Origin of the sequence: Brasilonema octagenarum UFV-OR1, assembly GCF_963888615.1 — a bacterium.
In the GTDB taxonomy this organism is placed as follows: Bacteria; Cyanobacteriota; Cyanobacteriia; order Cyanobacteriales; family Nostocaceae; genus Brasilonema; species Brasilonema sennae.
Window position 1 is genome coordinate 1 of record NZ_CAWPKW010000334.1, and the last position, 18,804, is coordinate 18,804.

The following is an 18,804-nucleotide window of genomic DNA, read 5'->3' on the forward strand; positions in this document are numbered from 1 at the left end:
CCGCGAACTTTGCGGGAGGAACATCCACACCGCAAATTCGCTCTCTGCGGTTCAATAAAAAAAAGTGCGCCACGACAAACGCCAACGCACCCAACAAAATTCATTACAACAAGAGGTAAAATTAAATCTTCGCTTCTTCCTTCACCAACTTATCCCAACCCAAATCTTTCAAACTATTATTCCGACGCAGCGGACGAGTCACCAACTCCAGAATGTCACGCGCATTTGTAAAGCCGTGAATCTGAGCAAAAGTAAACTCCACAGACCACTTAGTATTAATCCCTCGTGCTTCCAACGGGTTAGCATGAGCCATACCAGTAATCACCAAATCTGGCTTCAAATCATAAATCCGCTGCACTTGATTGTAGTTGTCTGGCTTCTCCACAATCCTAGGCAAAGGTACGCCCATTTCCTTGCAAGTCTTCTCCAAGAACTTCAATTCAGCATCTTGATAACGCTTATCCATGTATGGGATACCAATTTCCGGAACCGTCATACCGCAGCGTACCAAGAAGCGTGCGAGGGAAACTTCCAGCAAGTTATCACCCATGAAAAACACAGACTTGCCACGAATAAGTTTTATGTAGTCTTCTAAACTTTCCCAAATTTGTGCTTCCCGTTCATCCAAACCTTTGGGAGTAATACCAAACACCGAACAGATTTTCTCAATCCAAGCGCGGGTTCCATCTGGACCAATTGGGAATGGTGCACCAATCAGCTTGCATTTGCGGCGACGCATCAAGGTAGTTGCAGTCCGGCTAAGGAAGGGGTTGACACCAGCGACATAATACCCTTCTTCAAGAACAGGTAATTCAGTGAAGCGCTTGGCGGGAAGCCAACCAGAAACCTTGATACCTTGCTTCTTCAATTCCAGAGTTAACTGAGTCACCACAGGATCTGGAAGCGAACCAAACAGCACCAATGGTGGATGATCCACATACTCCGATTCTTCATTGGCGACTTCTTCTTTCTTCTTTCCAAAATTGAGCAGTTTAGAAATAGCGTTGCGCTCATTTTTCTCCGCTTCCACCACAGGCGCTTTATCAGGACAACGTGTCGCCATTGCTGCTAACACGGTATCTTCTCCTTGAGTGAAGGCGTAGTCCAAACCGTTAGCGCGTGCGACGACGATAGGAATACCAATTTCGGATTCTAGCTTAGGTGCCAAGCCTTCCAAATCCATTTTGATGATTTCCGTGGTGCAGGTGCCAATCCAGACAATGACACTGGGATTGCGATCGCGCTTAATCTGCACACACAGCCGCTTCAACTCTTCATAATCATTCAGCTGTGCAGAAATATCTCCTTCTTCCAATTCTGCCATTGCATAACGGGGTTCAGCAAAAATCATGACCCCCATTGCGTTTTGCAAGAAATAACCACAAGTTTTTGTACCAATCACCAAAAAGAAGCTATCTTCAATTTTTTGGTAAAGCCAAGCGACACAGCTAATTGGACAAAAGGTATGGTAATTTCCAGTTTCGCACTCAAAATTTAAACTTTCTGATTGAGCAAGAGTCATTTTAGTGTTTTCTCCCCTTGATTTATTAAGCTAAAAGCGCGGTTGAAAGTAAGGCAGGCAAGACGTGGAAGAATAAGACTTCCCCGCCTCATGATGTATGGACACATGACACTATCTTGGAATTTAGACTAATTTTGGCTTTAAAACCGCCAAACCCTTATCCAGACTGCCTTTCTCAATTTATAACCGCTTTTGGATTTCAAAATCTAAAATGCTTGCTATACAAGGGTTGTAGCCTAAAAAATAGAATTTAGTCTAAACTCCAGACACCTAAATTCAACACAATTTAAGTTAAGTCTTGGGAAACAGACGATCAATCTCTGATTCATTCAGAGAACCAGAAGATTTTTCTTCCCCTAAAAGCGTTTTGTTATCCGCTTCTCCCTTTTGGATTACGGTTTCGCTACCCCAGGAATCTGACAAAGCATCAGCAAACCCACTCTGATTTGATGCAGTTGCTGGGGAAGTTTTGCTGTCTACTTCCTTCAAATCATCAAAGGAAAGATTGCTGGACTCATCAGATGAGTGAGGTGCGTTGTAAAACTCAGTATGTGAAATTTTCTGGTTAGATAAAGAATGATCAATCCCCTGTTGAGTTGCTTGGAACTCCTTTGCTCTAGTCGGATTCTCCCTGGTTGGATTGAGTACCCTTGGAGAATTTGTCACTGTTTCATCACTTAAATTTTCACTTGATAAATCTGACTCTTCTACGTGTTTTTCTACACGCAACTTAGGAAGAGCACGGTTACCAAGAGCCAGATCAGGATCGAGATTTAACCCCAGTACTTCATCCAAGGTATCAGGATCAGGATTCAATTTGGAAAACGGCAGCATTAACTGTGCCAGCTTGGGTTCCAACGCATTAATAACTCCCAGGATGAGGTAAGAAGGTGGACGACTCCCGCCATCGGGAGTGTAAACAGATTCTACCTCCATGTGCAAGGAAATCCAGTCACGATTCACCTGGAAAAATTGCAACCACTTCTGCTTTAAAGATTCTGTAAAACTATCAAAAAAAGCCATATTGTCCCCCATCCTGGAATTAAGATGATTTATACAATCATCAAGTCTAATTCTTCTTCTGGATTAGGAACTTGTTGTTTACCCGGATTTAAATAGAAATCGGATAACAAAGCGAACACCTCGCGGTCTGGTGAATCATTTGGTACAACACCTTCTGGACGAGCCAAAATTTGGTCAGCGATGTTGAGATAGTAATCGCAAACGTAGTTTAAACAGGGGTCAGATTCTGCCATTTCAAACAAAGTCTTACCTTTGACGCGGGAAACACGAATATCTTCAATCAAAGGCAAAACTTCTAGAACTGGCATCGGAACTGTTTCCACGTACTTGTCAATCAAGTCGCGCTTTGAGGTGCGGTTACCAATTAAGCCAGCAAGACGCAGCGGGTGAGTCCGGGCTTTTTCTCTAACCGAAGCTGCAATACGATTAGCAGCGAACAAGGCATCAAAGCCATTGTCAGTCACAATCATACAGTAATCAGCGTAGTTGAGGGGTGCTGCAAAACCACCGCAAACAACGTCACCAAGAACGTCAAACAAAATCACATCGTACTCATCAAAGGCGTTGAGTTCCTTTAAGAGTTTCACAGTTTCGCCAACCACATAACCGCCGCATCCAGCACCTGCAGGGGGACCACCTGCTTCCACACAATCGACTCCACCGTAACCCTTATAGATGACATCTTCGGGCCACACATCTTCGTAGTGATAGTCCTTTTCTTGGAGAGTGTCGATAATCGTTGGAATCAAGAACCCGGTCAGGGTGAAGGTGCTGTCGTGTTTGGGATCGCAACCAATCTGCAACACTTTCTTGCCGCGCTTGGCTAGGGCGACGGAGATATTACAGCTTGTTGTGGATTTCCCGATACCGCCTTTTCCGTAAACTGCTAGTTTCACTGTTGTTTGCCTCTTATAGCTTTTTGTCAAACTCGTGGCTTAAACACTTACCTTCACCTAGCCTGAGATGGCGATATGTGAGGTCTCATGACTGTCATTATTGTGTAAGTTACCCAGAAAATAAAGGGGGCTGTCAACTGTATTAGGGTTTTATGAGATGAATTATGGTTTAATCAAAAGAATTTGACTGTTGATTATTCTGCATCGCTTTTGAATACTTAAAACAAAAGTATTTTATTTCTTAATAATCTGTTTTTATAAAAAAAGTTACAAAACACAAAAAGCTAAAAATCTTTCTGTATCTATGGTTTTGATTATAAAGATGTATGTGAAACCGTATCCCTCTGGGCAAGATGCTAAGTAGGGTGGGCACTACTCAACTCTAGTTCACCGACTGATTAACCAGTAGTGCCCACCCTACAGTTAGTGGACTCACTTATTTTTGAATTTTGAATTTTGAATTGTTAAAGTCTTGGGCTTCTAGCCCATAAGTGACAGGTCAATTGGAATAATGTAAAAAATTATTACATATTGCATATAAGTTAAATTTTTTCTCAAATCTCAAAATCTACTGAGCTTTATGCTAAGAAAACAAGTTTATTCAAGAAACCTCTTCTTGGGGTGAATTCATCTCTTGCAAGGTTTGCCAGCCAGCTTCCCACTGAGAACGGTCTTGTAACAATTTAGCGTTGATCCAAAAGCGGACATTGGGGTCACAAGCTGCTACCATCTCGGCATAAACCCATTTACCTTGATTTTTGCGGTTGATAACTCGGAAGTGTCGCCAGCCATCGACTTTTTGCTGTGCTGTCCATTTGGAACCGAGTAGGTAGGGAAATTTTTGCTTTTTAGTCATTTGTCAAAACTCAATATAAAGCTAGACGGAAATTGATATAGGCAGAGAAAGGCGATGCGGAAGCCGCCGCCTTGAAGGCGATCGCCTAAATGAAATCACCCAGATCAATCAACAACTCAAAATTTTGGGGGTTTAACTTTCATGATCATCCAAGCACACGAGCAGCGCAACTACTCATCTGAAGAATATCTGGAACTATCAGTTATCAGTTATCAGTTATCAGTTATCAGTTAAGTATCAGGCGTGTCTGCAAAACTCATCCGGAATGTAGTGAAAACACAGTGAAGCTTGTTATGTAATCTACTCATTCAAGTCATGCCCCTGACTTTCACTTTCGCTCTCAGTCAACAGCAAACTTTTGAATTACGCTGTGATTATGGTTCACGTCGTCTGGATAAAGCAGAGTTGCTTGTACTCATTGACTTGTGTGAGCAAAATTACTACTCCCATGAGAGCGATCGCCCATCCTTACTTCTCCAGATAGGACGCCAACTTTACCAATGGATAGATGGTAAGCAAGGATGGCTGAGAAGGGCGCTGGATGAGGCAGAAGAACAGACGATTTGACTGGATTTGATTCAAACCAGTGAGGCGCAGGGGTTGAACCCGGAAACACAACGGGTGGCGTTGGGACTCGCTCATTTGCCGTGGGAATTGCTACATGATGGAACAGGGTTTTTACTGGAACGGCAAGATATAGCAGTATTGCCTGTGCGTTCAGTGCAGCAGCGTAATACGAATGTGGCTGGCGTGCAAAATCGTCCTTTGCGGTTGCTGTTTATGGCGACTTCGCCGGAAGATCCAAGGGTTTCTGTGCTTGATTATGAGCGGGAAGAAACAAATATTCTGCAAGCAACTAAAGACCAACCGCTAGCTTTGATTGTAGAGGAAAGCGGTTCGGTTCAGGAATTAACTAATTTAGTGAAATCTTATGAAGAAGACTATTTTGATGTCTTTCACTTGACCGGACACGGGATAATTTATACTCAAGAATATTTCGGCGGTTTGCTGCCAAAAGGCAGAAAAATTAAGGATTATACCCCGTGTTTCATCACCGAGGATGAGGTGGGTAATGTGCAATTGACTACCGTGGAGGATTTGGCGAAAGCCTTTCGGGGACGCTTTCCACGGGTGATTTTTCTTTCTGGCTGTCACACTGGGCAAGTCGCCAACCGGGGAACTGTCCCATCAATGGCGCAGGCTTTGGTGAAGATGGGGGCGGGTGTTGTTTTAGGTTGGGCGCGTCCGGTGTATGATCGGACGGGTATTATTGCCGCACAAGCATTTTATCAAGCTTTGGCAACGGGGGCGACGGTAGAAGAAGCAGTGAAAGCAGCGCAACAGGAAATGATTGCAAAAGAATGCTCCGACTGGCATTTGTTGCGGATTTATCGAGATACGCGCCAAATTGAGCAACTGGTGACACCGCTGAGAACCAAAAAGCGGGAAAAGCTGAAATTTACACAGCCTGAAAGCGAATTTCTGGATGAAAACAATATCGTGAAAGTTGCGAGTCGCTGGGAATTTGTTGGACGCAGACGCCCGCTACAACGGTGTTTGCAAGCATTACGAGAAACCAGCGACAACATCGGTGTATTTATTGCTGGGATGGGTGGACTGGGTAAGAGTTCCTTAGCGGCGCGGTTGTGCACGCGAGTCCAGACACAGCGTCCGAATTTTGAGCGGGTGGTGTTAATTGGACCTTTGGATGAGGTAGGCTTACTCAATAAACTTTCCAGTAAGTTTGAGCGGTTTGCAGATGTGCCCGCATTGCTGAATGAACCAAAAGTTTCTCTCAAAGGGCGACTGCAAAACTTTTTTGACAGAATTGAAGCAGAAGAAATTGATCGTCCGTTGTTGTTGGTGCTGGATGACTTTGAGCAAAACATCCCGAAAGCGAATATTGAAGATAATTCACTGGGGATGACGGCGGAAGCTTACCGGATTTTAGAAGCGATTTGTGCAGCGCTGGAGGAAAATGCAGCTGAGAGTCGATTGATTGTTACCTGTCGCTACCTGAAAGAAGATACCTTACCACCGCACCAGCTGCATTTAGAATCTTTGGCGGCGATGAATTCGGCGGATGTTGATAAAATCTGCCGGGAATTAGACAAACAAGTCAAGCAACAGGTAGATGAACAGCGGATCATTAAAATAGCCGACGGCAATCCCCGCTTGTTGAGATGGCTGTTGGATGTGCTCAAGCAACCGGGTTTAGAATCTGATGAATTGTTGACGCGGTTGGAGAATACGCAGCAGGAGTTTCGAGAAAATATTTTGGCGCAAACGCTGTTGAGTGGGTTGGAGGATGAGGAAAAAAAGTTTCTGGCGCGGTTGAGTGTGTTTCACCTGCCAGTGACGGAGGATGTTGTCAACGCTGCAACCTCACCCCCAGCCCCTCTCCTTAGCAAGGAGAGGGGAGCAAGAGATGAGCAGAGGTTATGGTTAGAGAAATTAGTGAGCCTCAGTTTAGTTGAATCTGCCACGACTCACGCCACCCAAACCGCCGAATATCGGGTGACGACGATTTTAGAATCCTTGCTGGAACCATTATTGAGTGAGGAAGAGTGGCTGACAACACGACAGCAAGCAGCAAGGAAAATTTATCAAGCTTGGTGGGAAGAAACTCATCAACGTTGCACGGATGAGCAAGCACTTGAAATTGTGCGTTTGGGACTGTTGACAGGAGAAAATGACATTGCAGTCAATGTTGGGGACTTGATTGCAACCAATTGGGTGAACATTTCCCGCTTTTTTGAGGCTTTAGAACTATGCCAAAAAATCCTGACAGTTTTTAAGGACTACCGCATTTTGGGAACCATTGCTCGTGCACAAGAAGTATTAGGCAGAGTTGAGGATGCTATTGCCCATGATCAAAAAGCCTTAGACCTTTGCCCTGAAAATGACTTGAAAGAAAAAGCTGCTGTCCTTAACAATATGGCAGAATTAATTGTCCAACAAGGCGATATTGAAAGAGCGCTTTGCTTATGGCAGCAAGATTTAGAAATTTCAGAACGCATTGGGGATGTCAAAGGCAAAGCCACTACCCTCCGCAATATAGCAAAAGTAATTGCCCAACAAGGCGACATTGAAAGAGCGCTTTGCTTATGGCAGCAATCCTTGGAAATCTACGAGTGTATTGGTGATATCGAAGGCAAAGCAATAACACTAAACAACATGGCAGGGATAATCGCTCAACAAGGAAACATAGAACAAGCACTTTCCTTGTGGCAGTCATGTTTGGAAATATATGAACGCATCGGTGATTTAAAAGAAAAAGCCACAACCCTTCATAACATGGCAGGGGTAATCGCTCAACAAGGGGATATAGAACGAGCGCTTTCCTTGTGCCATCAATCGTTGGAAATAAATGAGCGCATTGGCAATCTCCAAGGCAAAGCTGCTACCCTTCATAACATGGCAGGGGTAATTGCTCAACAAGGGGATATAGAAAAAGCGCTTTCCTTGTGCCATCAATCTTTGGAAATATATGAGCGAATTAAAAATGTTCAAGGCAAAGCCGCTACTCTTTACAAAATGGCTTATCTTGTAGGCAAGACTGGAGATAAAGTTAAAAAGTTAGACTTATATTCACAGGCTGCCCGATTACTTGCACGAGCCGGTGCTTATACTAATTTGGTAGGAGTTTTGGGTAGTGTCGCTTTGGCGGATGAAAGTAATGGTTTGGTTTACCTAGCTCAAGCAATCTGGCTGACGCTTAGAATTCAAGCCCCTTTAGCAAATACAATTGCGATCATCCGTGCTTTTCATAATGCAGTACCTCAAGGCGATGAACTGAAAGCCTTGCTAGGGACAACTGCACTATTCTTTTGCAGACGCCGAGGTGAAGGGCATCCCCAGTTAGAAAAACTCCAGAAATTGAGTGTCAGGATGATATCAGGGGCGGCGGGTGCTCAAGGAATTGAGACGCAGGAAGCGTTTGATACTTGGTATGTCCAGCAAAGGTTGAATGATCCAGAATATTTTCTTCCCCGACTCACTCAACGCTTAGAGGAGTTAGTTGGGAATGAGTGGTTGTTTGATCGCAGTCAAGTTTCGTAGTCCCTCCTTGAGGTGAGGCTGAGCCTCAGCTTGGGCATTCCCAGCCGGAGTCTGGGAACGAGAAAGACTGGGAAGGAAATTATGCTGTTGCAGCAAGGCGAAAATCTGCGATTATTGGCAGTTCAAATAGAGTTTTTTCTGAGAGTCTTTTGGAGAAAAATAGAATTTCCAAGTTCTCAATGTCGCCAGTATCCGGATTCAGACGAGCAATCACACCATAATCAATTTCTTCTGATTCTTGCTCTGAGTATGGAGGGCGTTTGTTGATATAAAGGATATCACCTTCATTGTCATATTCAAACCCTAACTTCGCGTCCATATAATTTCTCCTTGGGTAATTTTTCTACTTATGTAAGCTGTCACTATCCAATGCCGTTCTTGAGGAAAGGTATCAGTAACTACTGCTACTACTGCATACTTGCCTTTGCGGAGAGTAGCAAACCAGCGAGAGAATAAGAGCGTATTCTCAAAACGTACATCGCGCCGCACTTCATCGGGTTGGTTCAAGGTATCAGCAATGAGTTCCAAGTAAGCTGTTGGTAAATCGGGATGTCTTTGAAGAATATGTTTTTCGCGTTCCTGGGTTAGTTCTACCTCACTACCAAGATAGGAACAAAAGAATTGTTCTGTCACGGGTTGCCTACTTTCTTTCTATCGCAAAATCAAAGGTATCACGGGCGAAGGTGTAAGCATAGGAGGCGGAGCCTCTTTAAGAGCATTCCCAGGCTGCAGCCCACGAACGAGAAACAACCGCCTTGGAATCAATTCCAAGGCTCACAGTCCAAGTCTACTAAAGTAGACTGAAAAGCTTATGCAGTCATCTTTTAGATGACTTTGCCTATGAGACTGGGATTTCAATCCCAGGCGCACGAGAATGCAAGGCGTGAGAATTGTGCAAGATCTGAGCGTACTCAGGCGAGGTGCAAGATTTGAGGCGATATCGCCTGACTCACCGTGCTGGCTAATTTGGTAATACCGTATTACGCTATTACTAAAATCAATTTCCTACAGCAGCAGACTTTGCTCATGGCTACGCGCAAGACTTCACCCGTATCTAGACTCACCAAAAAGTACCAAGCAACGATTCCCCAAGCAGTACGAGAAGTGCTGGGAATTTCTCAGGGGGATTGTGTCGCTTTTGAAATCGTGCAGGGACAAGTGGTGTTAAAAAAAGTACATCCTATCGATTGGGATTACCTTAACGCGGTAGCTGGAACCTTGAATGAGTGGGTATCTGAAGCCGACGAGGAAGCGTATCGTGACCTTTGATCAATTTGATGTTGTGGTAGTGCCGTTTCCGTTTACCGATACTTCTGGGAGTAAAAAGCGTCCAGCACTTGTACTGAGTGATGCAGTTGCTTTCAATACGCTTTTAAGCCGAAGTGTGATGGCAATGATTACGACTAGAACTCATGCGCCTTGGGTGCTGGACGTGCCAATTACCGATTTATCCAGTGCAGGATTGAAGGCGGCTTCTATAGTGCGAATGAAGTTGTTTACGTTAGATGATGCTTTGGTTTTGCGACACATTGGTACTCTGGCTGAAGCTGATAAAGCCGCAGTTAAACAAGCGCTGCAACAACTTTTTAACTGGTAAATTGTACAGCTGAAATTTTCTCGTTTTCTCGTTCCAAGCCGGAGTCTGGGAACAAGAAAAAGATTAGCTCATTTCAACCGCCTTGGAATCAATTCCAAGGCTCACAGTCCAAGTCTACTAAAGTAGACTGAAAAGCTTATGCAGTCATCTTTTAGATGACTTTGCCTATGAGAGTGGGATTTCAATCCCAGGCGGACGAGAATGCAAGGCGTGAGAATTGTGCAATATCTGAGCGTACTTGGGCGAGGTGCAAGATTTGAAATTAACTATCGACAATGCTTGAAGCGATAAGCCTTTTGACTTGGGCGTGAGGCAACGACTGTGAACTCAGCCGAACCGCGCTCAGTCGTTCGCGCAGCGTGCGCTTTGCGCATACGCTTGACGCTACGCGTATCGCACTTCGCGCAGACGCCCTTTGCGTATTGCTAGCAAAGGTACGAATATAGGAGGCGGAACCTCTTTTGAGAAGATTCCCAGGCTGAGTCTGGGAACGAGAATCAAGTGCAGTACGTTTGTTTTTACCAGGCGTCATTAAAGACAAAAGTTTAGGCAAAGTAAAACAAACAATAGTATTAAGTAATGTTAACATTACTGCATCTATCGTATTCATACACAATTTCCCTTTTGTTGAAATACACGTTGAGGGTGAGAGTGAAAACTGTTAGACAGTTAAGTGCGATGGGCTTGGCTTGTCCTCTTCGGGCGAACGCCCAGAGACAAGTGGTTTGCTGTAGCGTTCTACCAACCGATCCCATTGCATGATCACAGTGCTTCCTTGGTTTTCCTGTTGCTTTTCCCACATCAACAAAAAGTCAAGACAGGAATGGTCAATATAGCTCAGCATCTGTAGGTGGATATGAATTTCCTTGCCTGGGGAAATCTGCTCAAGGACTTTGGCAAGATGAGGTAGGCGAATAAATGTAGCCATACCTTCCAAATACACATCAACGCGGTAGTCGTTTGGATCCGCAACGACATGGATAGAGAGCTGGGAAACTTTGTATATTAACTTAACTGCTGACAGCACAAGACCAAGTAATACGCCAAACAGTAAGTCAGCGGTGAGAATTCCGCCTAAGGTGGCAAAGTAGATGAATACAGGGATACGCCCGTATCGTTGCAGCTTGCGGATATTCTCTACTTTCACCAGCTTGTAGCCTGTAACCACCAGAATCGCCGCGAGGCTGGAAGTGGGAATGAGATTTAGTACCGAAGGCGCAATACCAACAAGAGCGAATAGCCAGACTCCGTGAAGAATGGCAGATAATCTGGTTTTGGCTCCTGCTTCCACGTTAACAGAACTGCGGACAATCACACCCGTCATTGGTAGCGCTCCTAATGCGCCGCAAATTATGTTACCAAAGCCTTGGGCTGCGAGTTCGCGGTCGAAGTCAGTTTTTGATTCGTGCTGAAGTCGATCTACCGCCGCCGCTGAGAGTAGGCTTTCTGCACTGGCGATAAAGGCGAGTGCTACGGCTTCCAACAGCAAAGATGGCTTGAATACACCAATCAAGTTCTCTAACTTTGGCAGGTGAATCGTGCTGACAAGATTATCGGGTACATTGACGTACTGAATAGGCAACTTCATCACAGTGGCGATCGCAGTTGCAATCACAACAGCAATCAGGGAGCCTGGTAGCAATTTTAATTTTTCTGGCTTGAACTTTTCCCAAACAAGAAGGCTAATAATGGTAATTAAAGCTACACTTCCTGCAATAAAATGGCTGTTACCTGTAGCAGGATAAATTGACTTGTACAACTCGCTGGGAATAGAAAGTAAGTTATTGATTCCATGAGCACTGGGCTTACTATCAAACATCACATGGAATTGAGAAGCAAATATCAGTACACCGATCCCTGCTAGCATTCCGTAGATGACTGCGGGAGATATTGCTCGGAAAACCTGTCCCAGTTTGAACATCCCCGCGAGTAACTGCACTAAACCCGCGAGTATAAGAACCGGTCCTAGCATTTCAATGCCATGCTCTTGAACCAATTCCCAAACTATAACAACAAGCCCAGCTGCCGGTCCACTTGCCTGTAATGGAGAGCCAGCAACAGTTCCGACAATCATTCCGCCAACAATTCCTGTGATGATTCCTAACTCTGGAGGAACCCCTGAAGCGATCGCAATTCCCATGCACAGTGGTAGAGCAACGAGAAACACAACTACGGACGCCACTAGGTCGTTGACGATGGAGCGTTTAGCTTTGAGGTCTCTGATTGTCATCTTCCTTTTTCCGTATTTCAGATTCAGTATTTCTACAGCCTTAAAAGTTATACTAATCACAACACATTTTTATAATAATATTGTTCAACCAGCATCCTCTACTTGTTGAGCAAAATAACCTAAATTTTTCCACCTAGCATCTAAGCCAATATGTACATACTTTACTGACGCTCAAAATGGCATCTCACACCTTATTAACTGATACTAAGTTGTAGTTATCAGTAATACTATTCTTGGTTTCTTGATACTAGTTCGCATTTTGACGCAACTTGTATGAAGCTGAAAAAATGTAGGTGATAATCAACAGACCCTGATTACTATAGTTACCCTTAATATCTTGTACAATACTTATTAATTCTTTATGAAAACTTGATGAGAAAAATTTCATGTTCGCAGTCGATAGCCCATACCCCTGACTGTTTCGATGTAGTCGTGACCTAGCTTTTTGCGCAGGCAACCAACGCAGACATCAACAACATTAGAACCGGGATCGTAGTCATAGCCCCAAACCCGACTTAGTAGTTGCTCTCGGCTCATGACTTGCCCTGGATGACGGACAAAGGTTTCAGCCAGGATAAATTCTCGTGCTGATAACTTGAGTAGATGATCCCCAACCCAAATCTGACGTGTCAGCAAGTTTAGCACAATCTTGCCTGTTTTAAGAATCGTTTCTTCCTGTCGTCTAACCAAACGATTGTCGCGTAACCGCGCCCGTACCCGTGCTAGCAGTTCTTCAAACCGAAAGGGTTTTGTGATGTAGTCGTCAGCGCCACCTTCTAGTCCGGCAACCTTATCGCTGACGTCGTCACGAGCGGAGAGGATTATGATAGAGATCTGTTCGCCCTGACCGCGTAATTCTTCCAATACCATCCAACCATCTTTGCCAGGCAGACCAATGTCAAGGAGCAGGAGGTTAAAATCCCCAGTTTGAGCCATGCTCAACGCTTCATGACCATCTTTGGCAATTGCGGAAGAAAACCCCGACGCCCGTAACCCTTTTTCTATGAAAGTGGCTATGCGCGGTTCATCTTCAGCAATCAGAATCCGATCAGTCATACAGAATCTCCAAAGGGTGGATCTAGTGGAATGATAAGAGTGAATGTAGAACCTTCACCGAGTTTGCTTTTAAGTTCTACTCGACCGCCATGTGCTGTTGCGATCGCTCTTACGATAGACAATCCTAAACCAGCGCCTTCAGAACGGCGATAACTATGGGAGCCACGGGCAAAGCGCTCGAAAATTCGCTCTTGATCGGTAGGAGCAATACCAACGCCTGTGTCACGCACCCAGAAATAAGCATAACCGTTCAAAACTTCTGAACCAAGGGCAATGACATCTCCATCACTGGTGTACTGCGTAGCATTCTGAGCCAAGTTCATGATAGCCTGAGTCAGACGCTGGCGGTCAGCCACAATCAGCCCTACACCCTTGTTTTCCAAACGCCAGTCTCGCTGAGCTAAAGCCGTCGCTTTAGTATATAGTTCCCCAATTAATAAACTAATATCCACCGTTTGTAGGTTTAAAAAATTTGGTTGCTCTGCCTTAGCAAGTAATAGTAAGTCATCGACAAAGCGACTCATGCGATCAAGCTCATCAGTCACTAATTCCACTGTTTCACGTCGTTCTTGGGGATCGTCACCCAGTAGTTCCAAATGACCTCGGATAATTGTGATTGGTGTGCGCAGTTCATGACTTGCATCGTTGATGAAGTTTCGTTGACTGGCAAAAGCAGTCTCAAGACGATCTAACATCTGGTTGAACGTGATGCTCAGTTCGGCAATTTGGTCTACTCCCTGCACGGGGATGCGTCGAGATAAGTCAGATTCGGTAATCAAGTGGGCTGTTTCAATGAGTAAGCTTAGGGGAGCCAATAACCGTCCAGCTACTATCCAAGCCAGCACCGATGCTATGGCTAGAACAGCTATTGTCACCTGAATAACGACGACAACGGCTCTGTTCACCTGCTGATGAGCGCTACTAATAGAGTAAATGACCACAAAGACACCCTGAGTCTTGCCTTTGAGTATTGGCTCAGCCACATAGTAGATAGTATGATTTGAGATGAATTCCTTACCTTGTTTGGGTTGTTTGAGTTTCAGCCAGTGTTCAATAAGGGCTGAATTGGGCTTTAAAGCAATTGGCAAAACTTGCGGACTAGATTTGTACAATTTCTCATTCAACAGCGTAATCAAAAACGCGTTTTCATGGGGAATGTTGCGGGACAAGAACACATCAAAAATGGCTGCAACATCATCCCCGAAAGGTTGAGCCGTGCTTGGGTTTTTTCCCTGAGTTAATCGTCTAAACTCCTCTACCTCCTGGGTAAGATACTTTTCAATCTCCTGTTCGAGTCGGACAACCAGAATCTCACGAATTGCTAAAACAGAAACTAATGTGGAAAATGCCATCAGCGCAACATACCAAATCAGGATGCGTGTGCGAACGCCAAAGAAGATTGTGCGCCATACAGGAAATCGGTTTTTCTTTATAATTTGAGTATTTTGATTACTGCTCGTAAATATTTTTGGAGCCATGAGCCGATTAAGACGGTTGTATTGCAAAAATTCTTTGAGGATAGTAGATCCTGTGAAGTGGGATTTGGTTATGAGTAATTGTAGCTATAAGCAGTTGACATAGATGACACTTTTACTAAATTAGCATCACTTCTTGCAACGCGCGAACGCTACGTTCAGCATGACAATAACAGGACTTACGCAAACAAACCCGGTTTCTACCAAAAATCGTCTGTTTCGCAACCAAATACGAACGAAGAAACCGGGTTTCACAGCAGATGGTGCGTAAGTCCTAAATAAGACACGCTTTTAAAACATCCTCAGGAAATCAGGTTTGAGGCTGGTTTCGATCACGATATCGGATTCAGGGAGGAATTCAACCGCTGTTAGGGGGTGCGAATGTCTGAAGTGAGGTTAAATAATGCTTCTTTGTCGATGCGCGCTTAGAGTTCGAGATTGACACCTGATCTGTGTTGGCTAATCACCGGACATCTTCAGCCAACCAAAAATCCTATCTACTGTTAAGTCTAGGTCAATATTCTCTAATACTGACAAGCGATCGCTACCTAATAATAATTCTGGTTGTTGACCTGGTTGAAAGACTAAAATAGACCGATCTGCTGGATCGATTAACCATCCTAGCTGACAACCATGTTGTAAGCAATAAAGAATATTCCCAATTACCCGATTTGAGCTTTGTTCTGGGGAGAGGATTTCAATTGTCCAATCTGGGTACAAGAAAAAATCATTGGGAACTTCCCCATCGGTATCAAAGGGAATTCTTGACCATTTAAAAACTGCTATATCAGGTACAATGGAGCCTTTACCAAAGCTACAGCGCAATTCTGGGAAGGCATAAGCAATTTTCTGGTTTTCTGTGTTCTCGTTGATCGTATTGCAAAGCCTTAAGTGTAAACGGCTGTGTTTTCCTTTGGGCATTGGCTTTTGTACAATCTCGCCGTTGATGTATTCTAGGCTTGGCTTTGTTTCTGGGAGCTTCAGAAATTCTCCCAAGCTATCTGTTGGGGTAATTGTAACTGTCATGGCTCCTGATTTTGTTGGTAAATATTATTCGATTTTAGCATTAGAGTGGGCGATCGCTTCCATTGATATAGGATTGGTGCATACTTAGATCGCATCGCACTCCTGATAAGAGAATATTTTAAAATCAGCAACGCCAGCTCCTATTGTGTATTCTGTATTCTGCCTTGACGGGTTCTGTGTTCTGCGTTGTTCTTACTGCAAAGACTGATTGGACGGAAATACCACTCAAGAAAGACGTGAACACCGATCCAGTAACTTGCCTCCCTCTTTTTACAATGGCGATATACGAACAAACTATACACTTGTTCTATCTGCACCATTAGTGCGCCTAAAGTCACTCGCCAAGTCATTAAGCCTATGCAACCAACTAATCCAAACCAATTTACAGAAAAAGCGTGGGAAGCGATCGCCCACACCCCAGATATAGCTAAACAATATCAACAACAGCAGATTGAAAGCGAACACCTAATGAAGGCACTGCTGGATCAAGAAGGACTAGCCAACGGTGTTTTTACCAAAGCGGGTGTGAATCTGCAAAAACTGCGCGACAAGAGCGAAGAATTTATTCAAACTCAGCCCAAAGTCTCTGGTAGCAGTAGTTCTGTGTACTTAGGACGCAGTTTAGATACTCTTCTTGACCGCGCTGACGGTTATCGTAAGGAGTTGCAAGACGAGTATATCTCTATCGAACACTTGTTACTAGGTTACGCTAAAGATGACCGTTTTGGTAAAAAATTGTACCAAGAATTTGGGTTAGACGAAAGTAAGCTTAAAAATATTATTAAACAAATTCGTGGGAGCCAAAAAGTGACCGACCAAAATCCAGAAGGTAAATACCAATCACTGGAAAAATATGGGCGTGACCTGACAGAAGCTGCCCGTCAAGGTAAACTTGACCCAGTGATTGGACGTGATGATGAAATTCGCCGCACTATTCAAATTCTCTCGCGTCGTACCAAGAATAACCCTGTGTTGATTGGTGAACCAGGCGTTGGAAAAACTGCGATCGCCGAAGGACTGGCACAACGTATCATAGCTGGTGATGTACCCCAATCCCTCAAAGACCGCAAACTCATAGGTTTAGATATGGGTGCTTTGATTGCGGGGGCAAAATTCCGGGGTGAATTTGAAGAACGCCTGAAAGCAGTTTTAAAAGAAGTAACCGAGTCGAACGGTAATATAGTTTTATTTATTGATGAAATTCATACCGTTGTTGGTGCTGGTGCGACTCAAGGCGCAATGGACGCTGGTAACTTGTTAAAGCCGATGTTGGCGCGGGGTGAGTTGCGCTGTATTGGTGCGACAACCCTAGATGAGTACCGTAAATATATTGAAAAAGACGCTGCTTTGGAAAGACGCTTCCAGCAGGTTTATGTGGATCAGCCCAGCGTGGAAGATACCATTTCCATTTTGCGCGGCTTGAAAGAACGGTATGAAGTTCACCACGGGGTGAAAATTTCTGATAGTTCTTTAGTTGCAGCTGCGACATTGTCGAGTCGATATATTAGCGATCGCTTCTTACCAGACAAAGCCATTGACTTAGTAGACGAAGCTGCAGCACGCTTGAAAATGGAGATAACCTCCAAACCCGAAGAACTCGACGAAATTGATCGTAAGATTCTGCAACTAGAAATGGAGAAGTTGTCACTGCAAAAAGAAAGCAATTCAGCATCTAGAGAACGTCTAGAAAGACTAGACAAAGAACTTGCAGATCTTAAAGAAGACCAAAGAACACTCAATACTCAATGGCAGTCTGAAAAAGACATTATCACGAAAATTCAGTCTGTCAAAGAAGAAATTGACCGCGTTAACTTGGAAGTTCAACAAGCAGAACGCGACTACGACCTGAACCGCGCTGCTGAGTTAAAATACGGTAAGTTAACTAGTTTGCATCGCGATTTGGAAGCAGTAGAAACTGAACTTGCTCAAGCACAACGCAGTGGAAAATCTTTATTACGCGAGGAAGTCACTGAAGCTGACATTGCGGAAGTCATTTCCAAGTGGACGGGAATTCCCATCAGCAAGCTTGTAGAATCAGAGAAAGAAAGACTCCTGCACTTAGAAGATGAGCTGCACCATCGCGTGATTGGACAAGAAGAAGCAGTCAGCGCTGTAGCAGATGCTATTCAACGTTCTCGCGCTGGACTTGCTGATCCGAATCGTCCGATCGCAAGCTTTGTTTTTCTTGGTCCAACGGGTGTTGGTAAAACTGAACTCGCGAAAGCTTTGGCGTCTTATATGTTCGACACCGAAGAAGCGCTGGTGCGAATTGATATGTCCGAGTACATGGAGAAACACGCCGTTTCCAGACTTATCGGTGCGCCTCCAGGATACGTCGGTTACGACGAAGGCGGACAACTGACTGAAGCAATTCGTCGTCGTCCCTACGCAGTGATTTTGTTCGACGAAATCGAAAAAGCACACCCAGACGTCTTTAACATATTCTTGCAAATTCTTGATGATGGTCGAGTCACTGATGCTCAAGGACATACGGTAGACTTCAAAAATACTGTGATCATCATGACCAGCAACATCGGTTCACAGTATATCCTAGATGTGTCAGGAGATGACTCGCGTTACGATGAAATGCGCCATCGCGTAATGGAAGCAATGCGAAATAGCTTCCGTCCAGAGTTCCTCAATCGTATCGATGAGATTATCATCTTCCACAGTTTGCAAAAACAAGAATTGCGTCGAATTGTACAGTTGCAAGTTGGTAGACTACAGCAAAGATTGAGCGATACCTCCGGTGGGCTTCGCCAACGCAAGATGTCTCTCAAACTTTCCGATGCTGCTCTTGACTTTTTAGCAGATGTAGGCTATGATCCAGTCTTCGGAGCACGTCCGCTGAAGCGAGCAATTCAACGTGAGTTAGAAACTCAGATTGCCAAAGCTATCTTGCGTGGAGAATTTAATGATGGGGATACCATCTTTGTGGATATCGAGAATGAGCGGCTTGCCTTCAAGCGCTTACCAGTGCAGGTGTTTACAGCTTAATTAGGCGAAGAAAAAATCTTACGCAAAGGTGCAAAATTTGATCAGAGCACCTTTGCGTTTTTTT

Annotated in this window: 15 protein-coding genes; 5 read left to right on the forward strand and 10 right to left on the reverse strand. The window is 44.3% G+C overall.

What is annotated here, in order from left to right:
• Positions 1–121: 121 nt before the first annotated feature.
• The 4 genes from AC5590_RS30265 to AC5590_RS30280 all read right to left on the reverse strand — a co-directional run bounded on the left by AC5590_RS30265 (position 122) and on the right by AC5590_RS30280 (position 4,297).
• A complete protein-coding gene (locus tag AC5590_RS30265; protein ID WP_169266985.1) occupies positions 122–1,522 on the reverse strand; it encodes a ferredoxin:protochlorophyllide reductase (ATP-dependent) subunit N in 1,401 nt (466 codons plus the stop codon).
• Positions 1,523–1,813: 291 nt separating this feature from the next.
• On the reverse strand, positions 1,814–2,545 hold the full coding sequence (locus AC5590_RS30270) for a DUF5331 domain-containing protein (protein ID WP_169266986.1): 732 nt from the start codon (positions 2,543–2,545) through the stop codon (positions 1,814–1,816).
• Positions 2,546–2,574: 29 nt separating this feature from the next.
• Positions 2,575–3,441: a ferredoxin:protochlorophyllide reductase (ATP-dependent) iron-sulfur ATP-binding protein gene (bchL, locus tag AC5590_RS30275; protein ID WP_210613867.1), complete on the reverse strand. Its 867-nt coding sequence runs from the start codon at positions 3,439–3,441 to the stop codon at positions 2,575–2,577.
• Positions 3,442–4,042: 601 nt separating this feature from the next.
• The gene (locus tag AC5590_RS30280; protein WP_048870520.1) at positions 4,043–4,297 is read right to left on the reverse strand and encodes a TIGR02450 family Trp-rich protein; all 255 of its coding nucleotides are present in this window, start codon (positions 4,295–4,297) and stop codon (positions 4,043–4,045) included.
• Between the two features lie 315 nt (positions 4,298–4,612).
• On the opposite strand from AC5590_RS30280, the gene AC5590_RS30285 reads away from it, so the two are divergent.
• Entirely contained in the window at positions 4,613–4,864 is a 252-nt protein-coding gene (locus AC5590_RS30285; protein ID WP_248277323.1) for a hypothetical protein, read from the forward strand.
• 6 nt (positions 4,865–4,870) lie between these two features.
• The gene (locus tag AC5590_RS30290; RefSeq protein ID WP_248277324.1) at positions 4,871–8,359 is read left to right on the forward strand and encodes a tetratricopeptide repeat protein; all 3,489 of its coding nucleotides are present in this window, start codon (positions 4,871–4,873) and stop codon (positions 8,357–8,359) included.
• A 79-nt stretch (positions 8,360–8,438) separates the two neighbouring features.
• Here the strand turns inward: AC5590_RS30290 and AC5590_RS30295 are convergent, their stop codons facing one another.
• The gene (locus AC5590_RS30295; RefSeq protein ID WP_169266988.1) at positions 8,439–8,678 is read right to left on the reverse strand and encodes a DUF2283 domain-containing protein; all 240 of its coding nucleotides are present in this window, start codon (positions 8,676–8,678) and stop codon (positions 8,439–8,441) included.
• Positions 8,663–8,992, reverse strand: coding sequence for a PBECR2 nuclease fold domain-containing protein (locus tag AC5590_RS30300; protein WP_169266989.1), 330 nt, complete (start codon positions 8,990–8,992; stop codon positions 8,663–8,665). The genes AC5590_RS30295 and AC5590_RS30300 overlap by 16 nt, the downstream gene beginning before the upstream one ends.
• 393 nt (positions 8,993–9,385) lie before the next feature.
• Between AC5590_RS30300 and AC5590_RS30305 the strand changes: the two genes are divergently transcribed.
• Positions 9,386–9,628 (forward strand): AbrB/MazE/SpoVT family DNA-binding domain-containing protein, encoded by a 243-nt coding sequence (locus AC5590_RS30305; protein WP_169266990.1) that lies wholly within the window; start codon positions 9,386–9,388, stop codon positions 9,626–9,628.
• A complete protein-coding gene (locus AC5590_RS30310; protein ID WP_169266991.1) occupies positions 9,618–9,956 on the forward strand; it encodes a type II toxin-antitoxin system PemK/MazF family toxin in 339 nt (112 codons plus the stop codon). Before AC5590_RS30305 ends, AC5590_RS30310 begins: the two co-directional genes overlap by 11 nt.
• Positions 9,957–10,617: 661 nt before the next feature.
• Here the strand turns inward: AC5590_RS30310 and AC5590_RS30315 are convergent.
• From AC5590_RS30315 to AC5590_RS30330, 4 genes are all read right to left on the reverse strand, one after another.
• Entirely contained in the window at positions 10,618–12,186 is a 1,569-nt protein-coding gene (locus AC5590_RS30315; protein WP_169266992.1) for a SulP family inorganic anion transporter, read from the reverse strand.
• Between the two features lie 384 nt (positions 12,187–12,570).
• Positions 12,571–13,242: a response regulator transcription factor gene (locus tag AC5590_RS30320; RefSeq protein WP_169266993.1), complete on the reverse strand. Its 672-nt coding sequence runs from the start codon at positions 13,240–13,242 to the stop codon at positions 12,571–12,573.
• A complete protein-coding gene (locus AC5590_RS30325; RefSeq protein WP_248277326.1) occupies positions 13,239–14,720 on the reverse strand; it encodes a sensor histidine kinase in 1,482 nt (493 codons plus the stop codon). Before AC5590_RS30325 ends, AC5590_RS30320 begins: the two co-directional genes overlap by 4 nt.
• A gap of 456 nt (positions 14,721–15,176) precedes the next feature.
• Complete coding sequence (locus AC5590_RS30330) at positions 15,177–15,743, reverse strand: Uma2 family endonuclease (RefSeq protein ID WP_169266994.1); 567 nt, start codon at positions 15,741–15,743, stop codon at positions 15,177–15,179.
• A gap of 357 nt (positions 15,744–16,100) precedes the next feature.
• Between AC5590_RS30330 and clpB the strand changes: the two genes are divergently transcribed.
• A complete protein-coding gene (gene clpB, locus AC5590_RS30335; RefSeq protein ID WP_169266995.1) occupies positions 16,101–18,740 on the forward strand; it encodes an ATP-dependent chaperone ClpB in 2,640 nt (879 codons plus the stop codon).
• Positions 18,741–18,804: the final 64 nt, after the last annotated feature.

Excerpts from the sequence above, each read along its gene's own strand:
- AC5590_RS30330 (WP_169266994.1), bottom strand. The coding sequence starts at position 15,743 with ATGACAGTTACAATTACCCCAACAGATAGCTTGGGAGAATTTCTGAAG.
- AC5590_RS30270 (WP_169266986.1), bottom strand. The coding sequence starts at position 2,545 with ATGGCTTTTTTTGATAGTTTTACAGAATCTTTAAAGCAGAAGTGGTTG.
- AC5590_RS30325 (WP_248277326.1), bottom strand. The coding sequence starts at position 14,720 with ATGGCTCCAAAAATATTTACGAGCAGTAATCAAAATACTCAAATTATA.
- clpB (WP_169266995.1), top strand. The coding sequence starts at position 16,101 with ATGCAACCAACTAATCCAAACCAATTTACAGAAAAAGCGTGGGAAGCG.
- AC5590_RS30280 (WP_048870520.1), bottom strand. The coding sequence starts at position 4,297 with ATGACTAAAAAGCAAAAATTTCCCTACCTACTCGGTTCCAAATGGACA.
- AC5590_RS30320 (WP_169266993.1), bottom strand. The coding sequence starts at position 13,242 with ATGACTGATCGGATTCTGATTGCTGAAGATGAACCGCGCATAGCCACT.
- AC5590_RS30295 (WP_169266988.1), bottom strand. The coding sequence starts at position 8,678 with ATGGACGCGAAGTTAGGGTTTGAATATGACAATGAAGGTGATATCCTT.
- AC5590_RS30305 (WP_169266990.1), top strand. The coding sequence starts at position 9,386 with ATGGCTACGCGCAAGACTTCACCCGTATCTAGACTCACCAAAAAGTAC.
- AC5590_RS30265 (WP_169266985.1), bottom strand. The coding sequence starts at position 1,522 with ATGACTCTTGCTCAATCAGAAAGTTTAAATTTTGAGTGCGAAACTGGA.
- AC5590_RS30315 (WP_169266992.1), bottom strand. The coding sequence starts at position 12,186 with ATGACAATCAGAGACCTCAAAGCTAAACGCTCCATCGTCAACGACCTA.
- AC5590_RS30285 (WP_248277323.1), top strand. The coding sequence starts at position 4,613 with ATGCCCCTGACTTTCACTTTCGCTCTCAGTCAACAGCAAACTTTTGAA.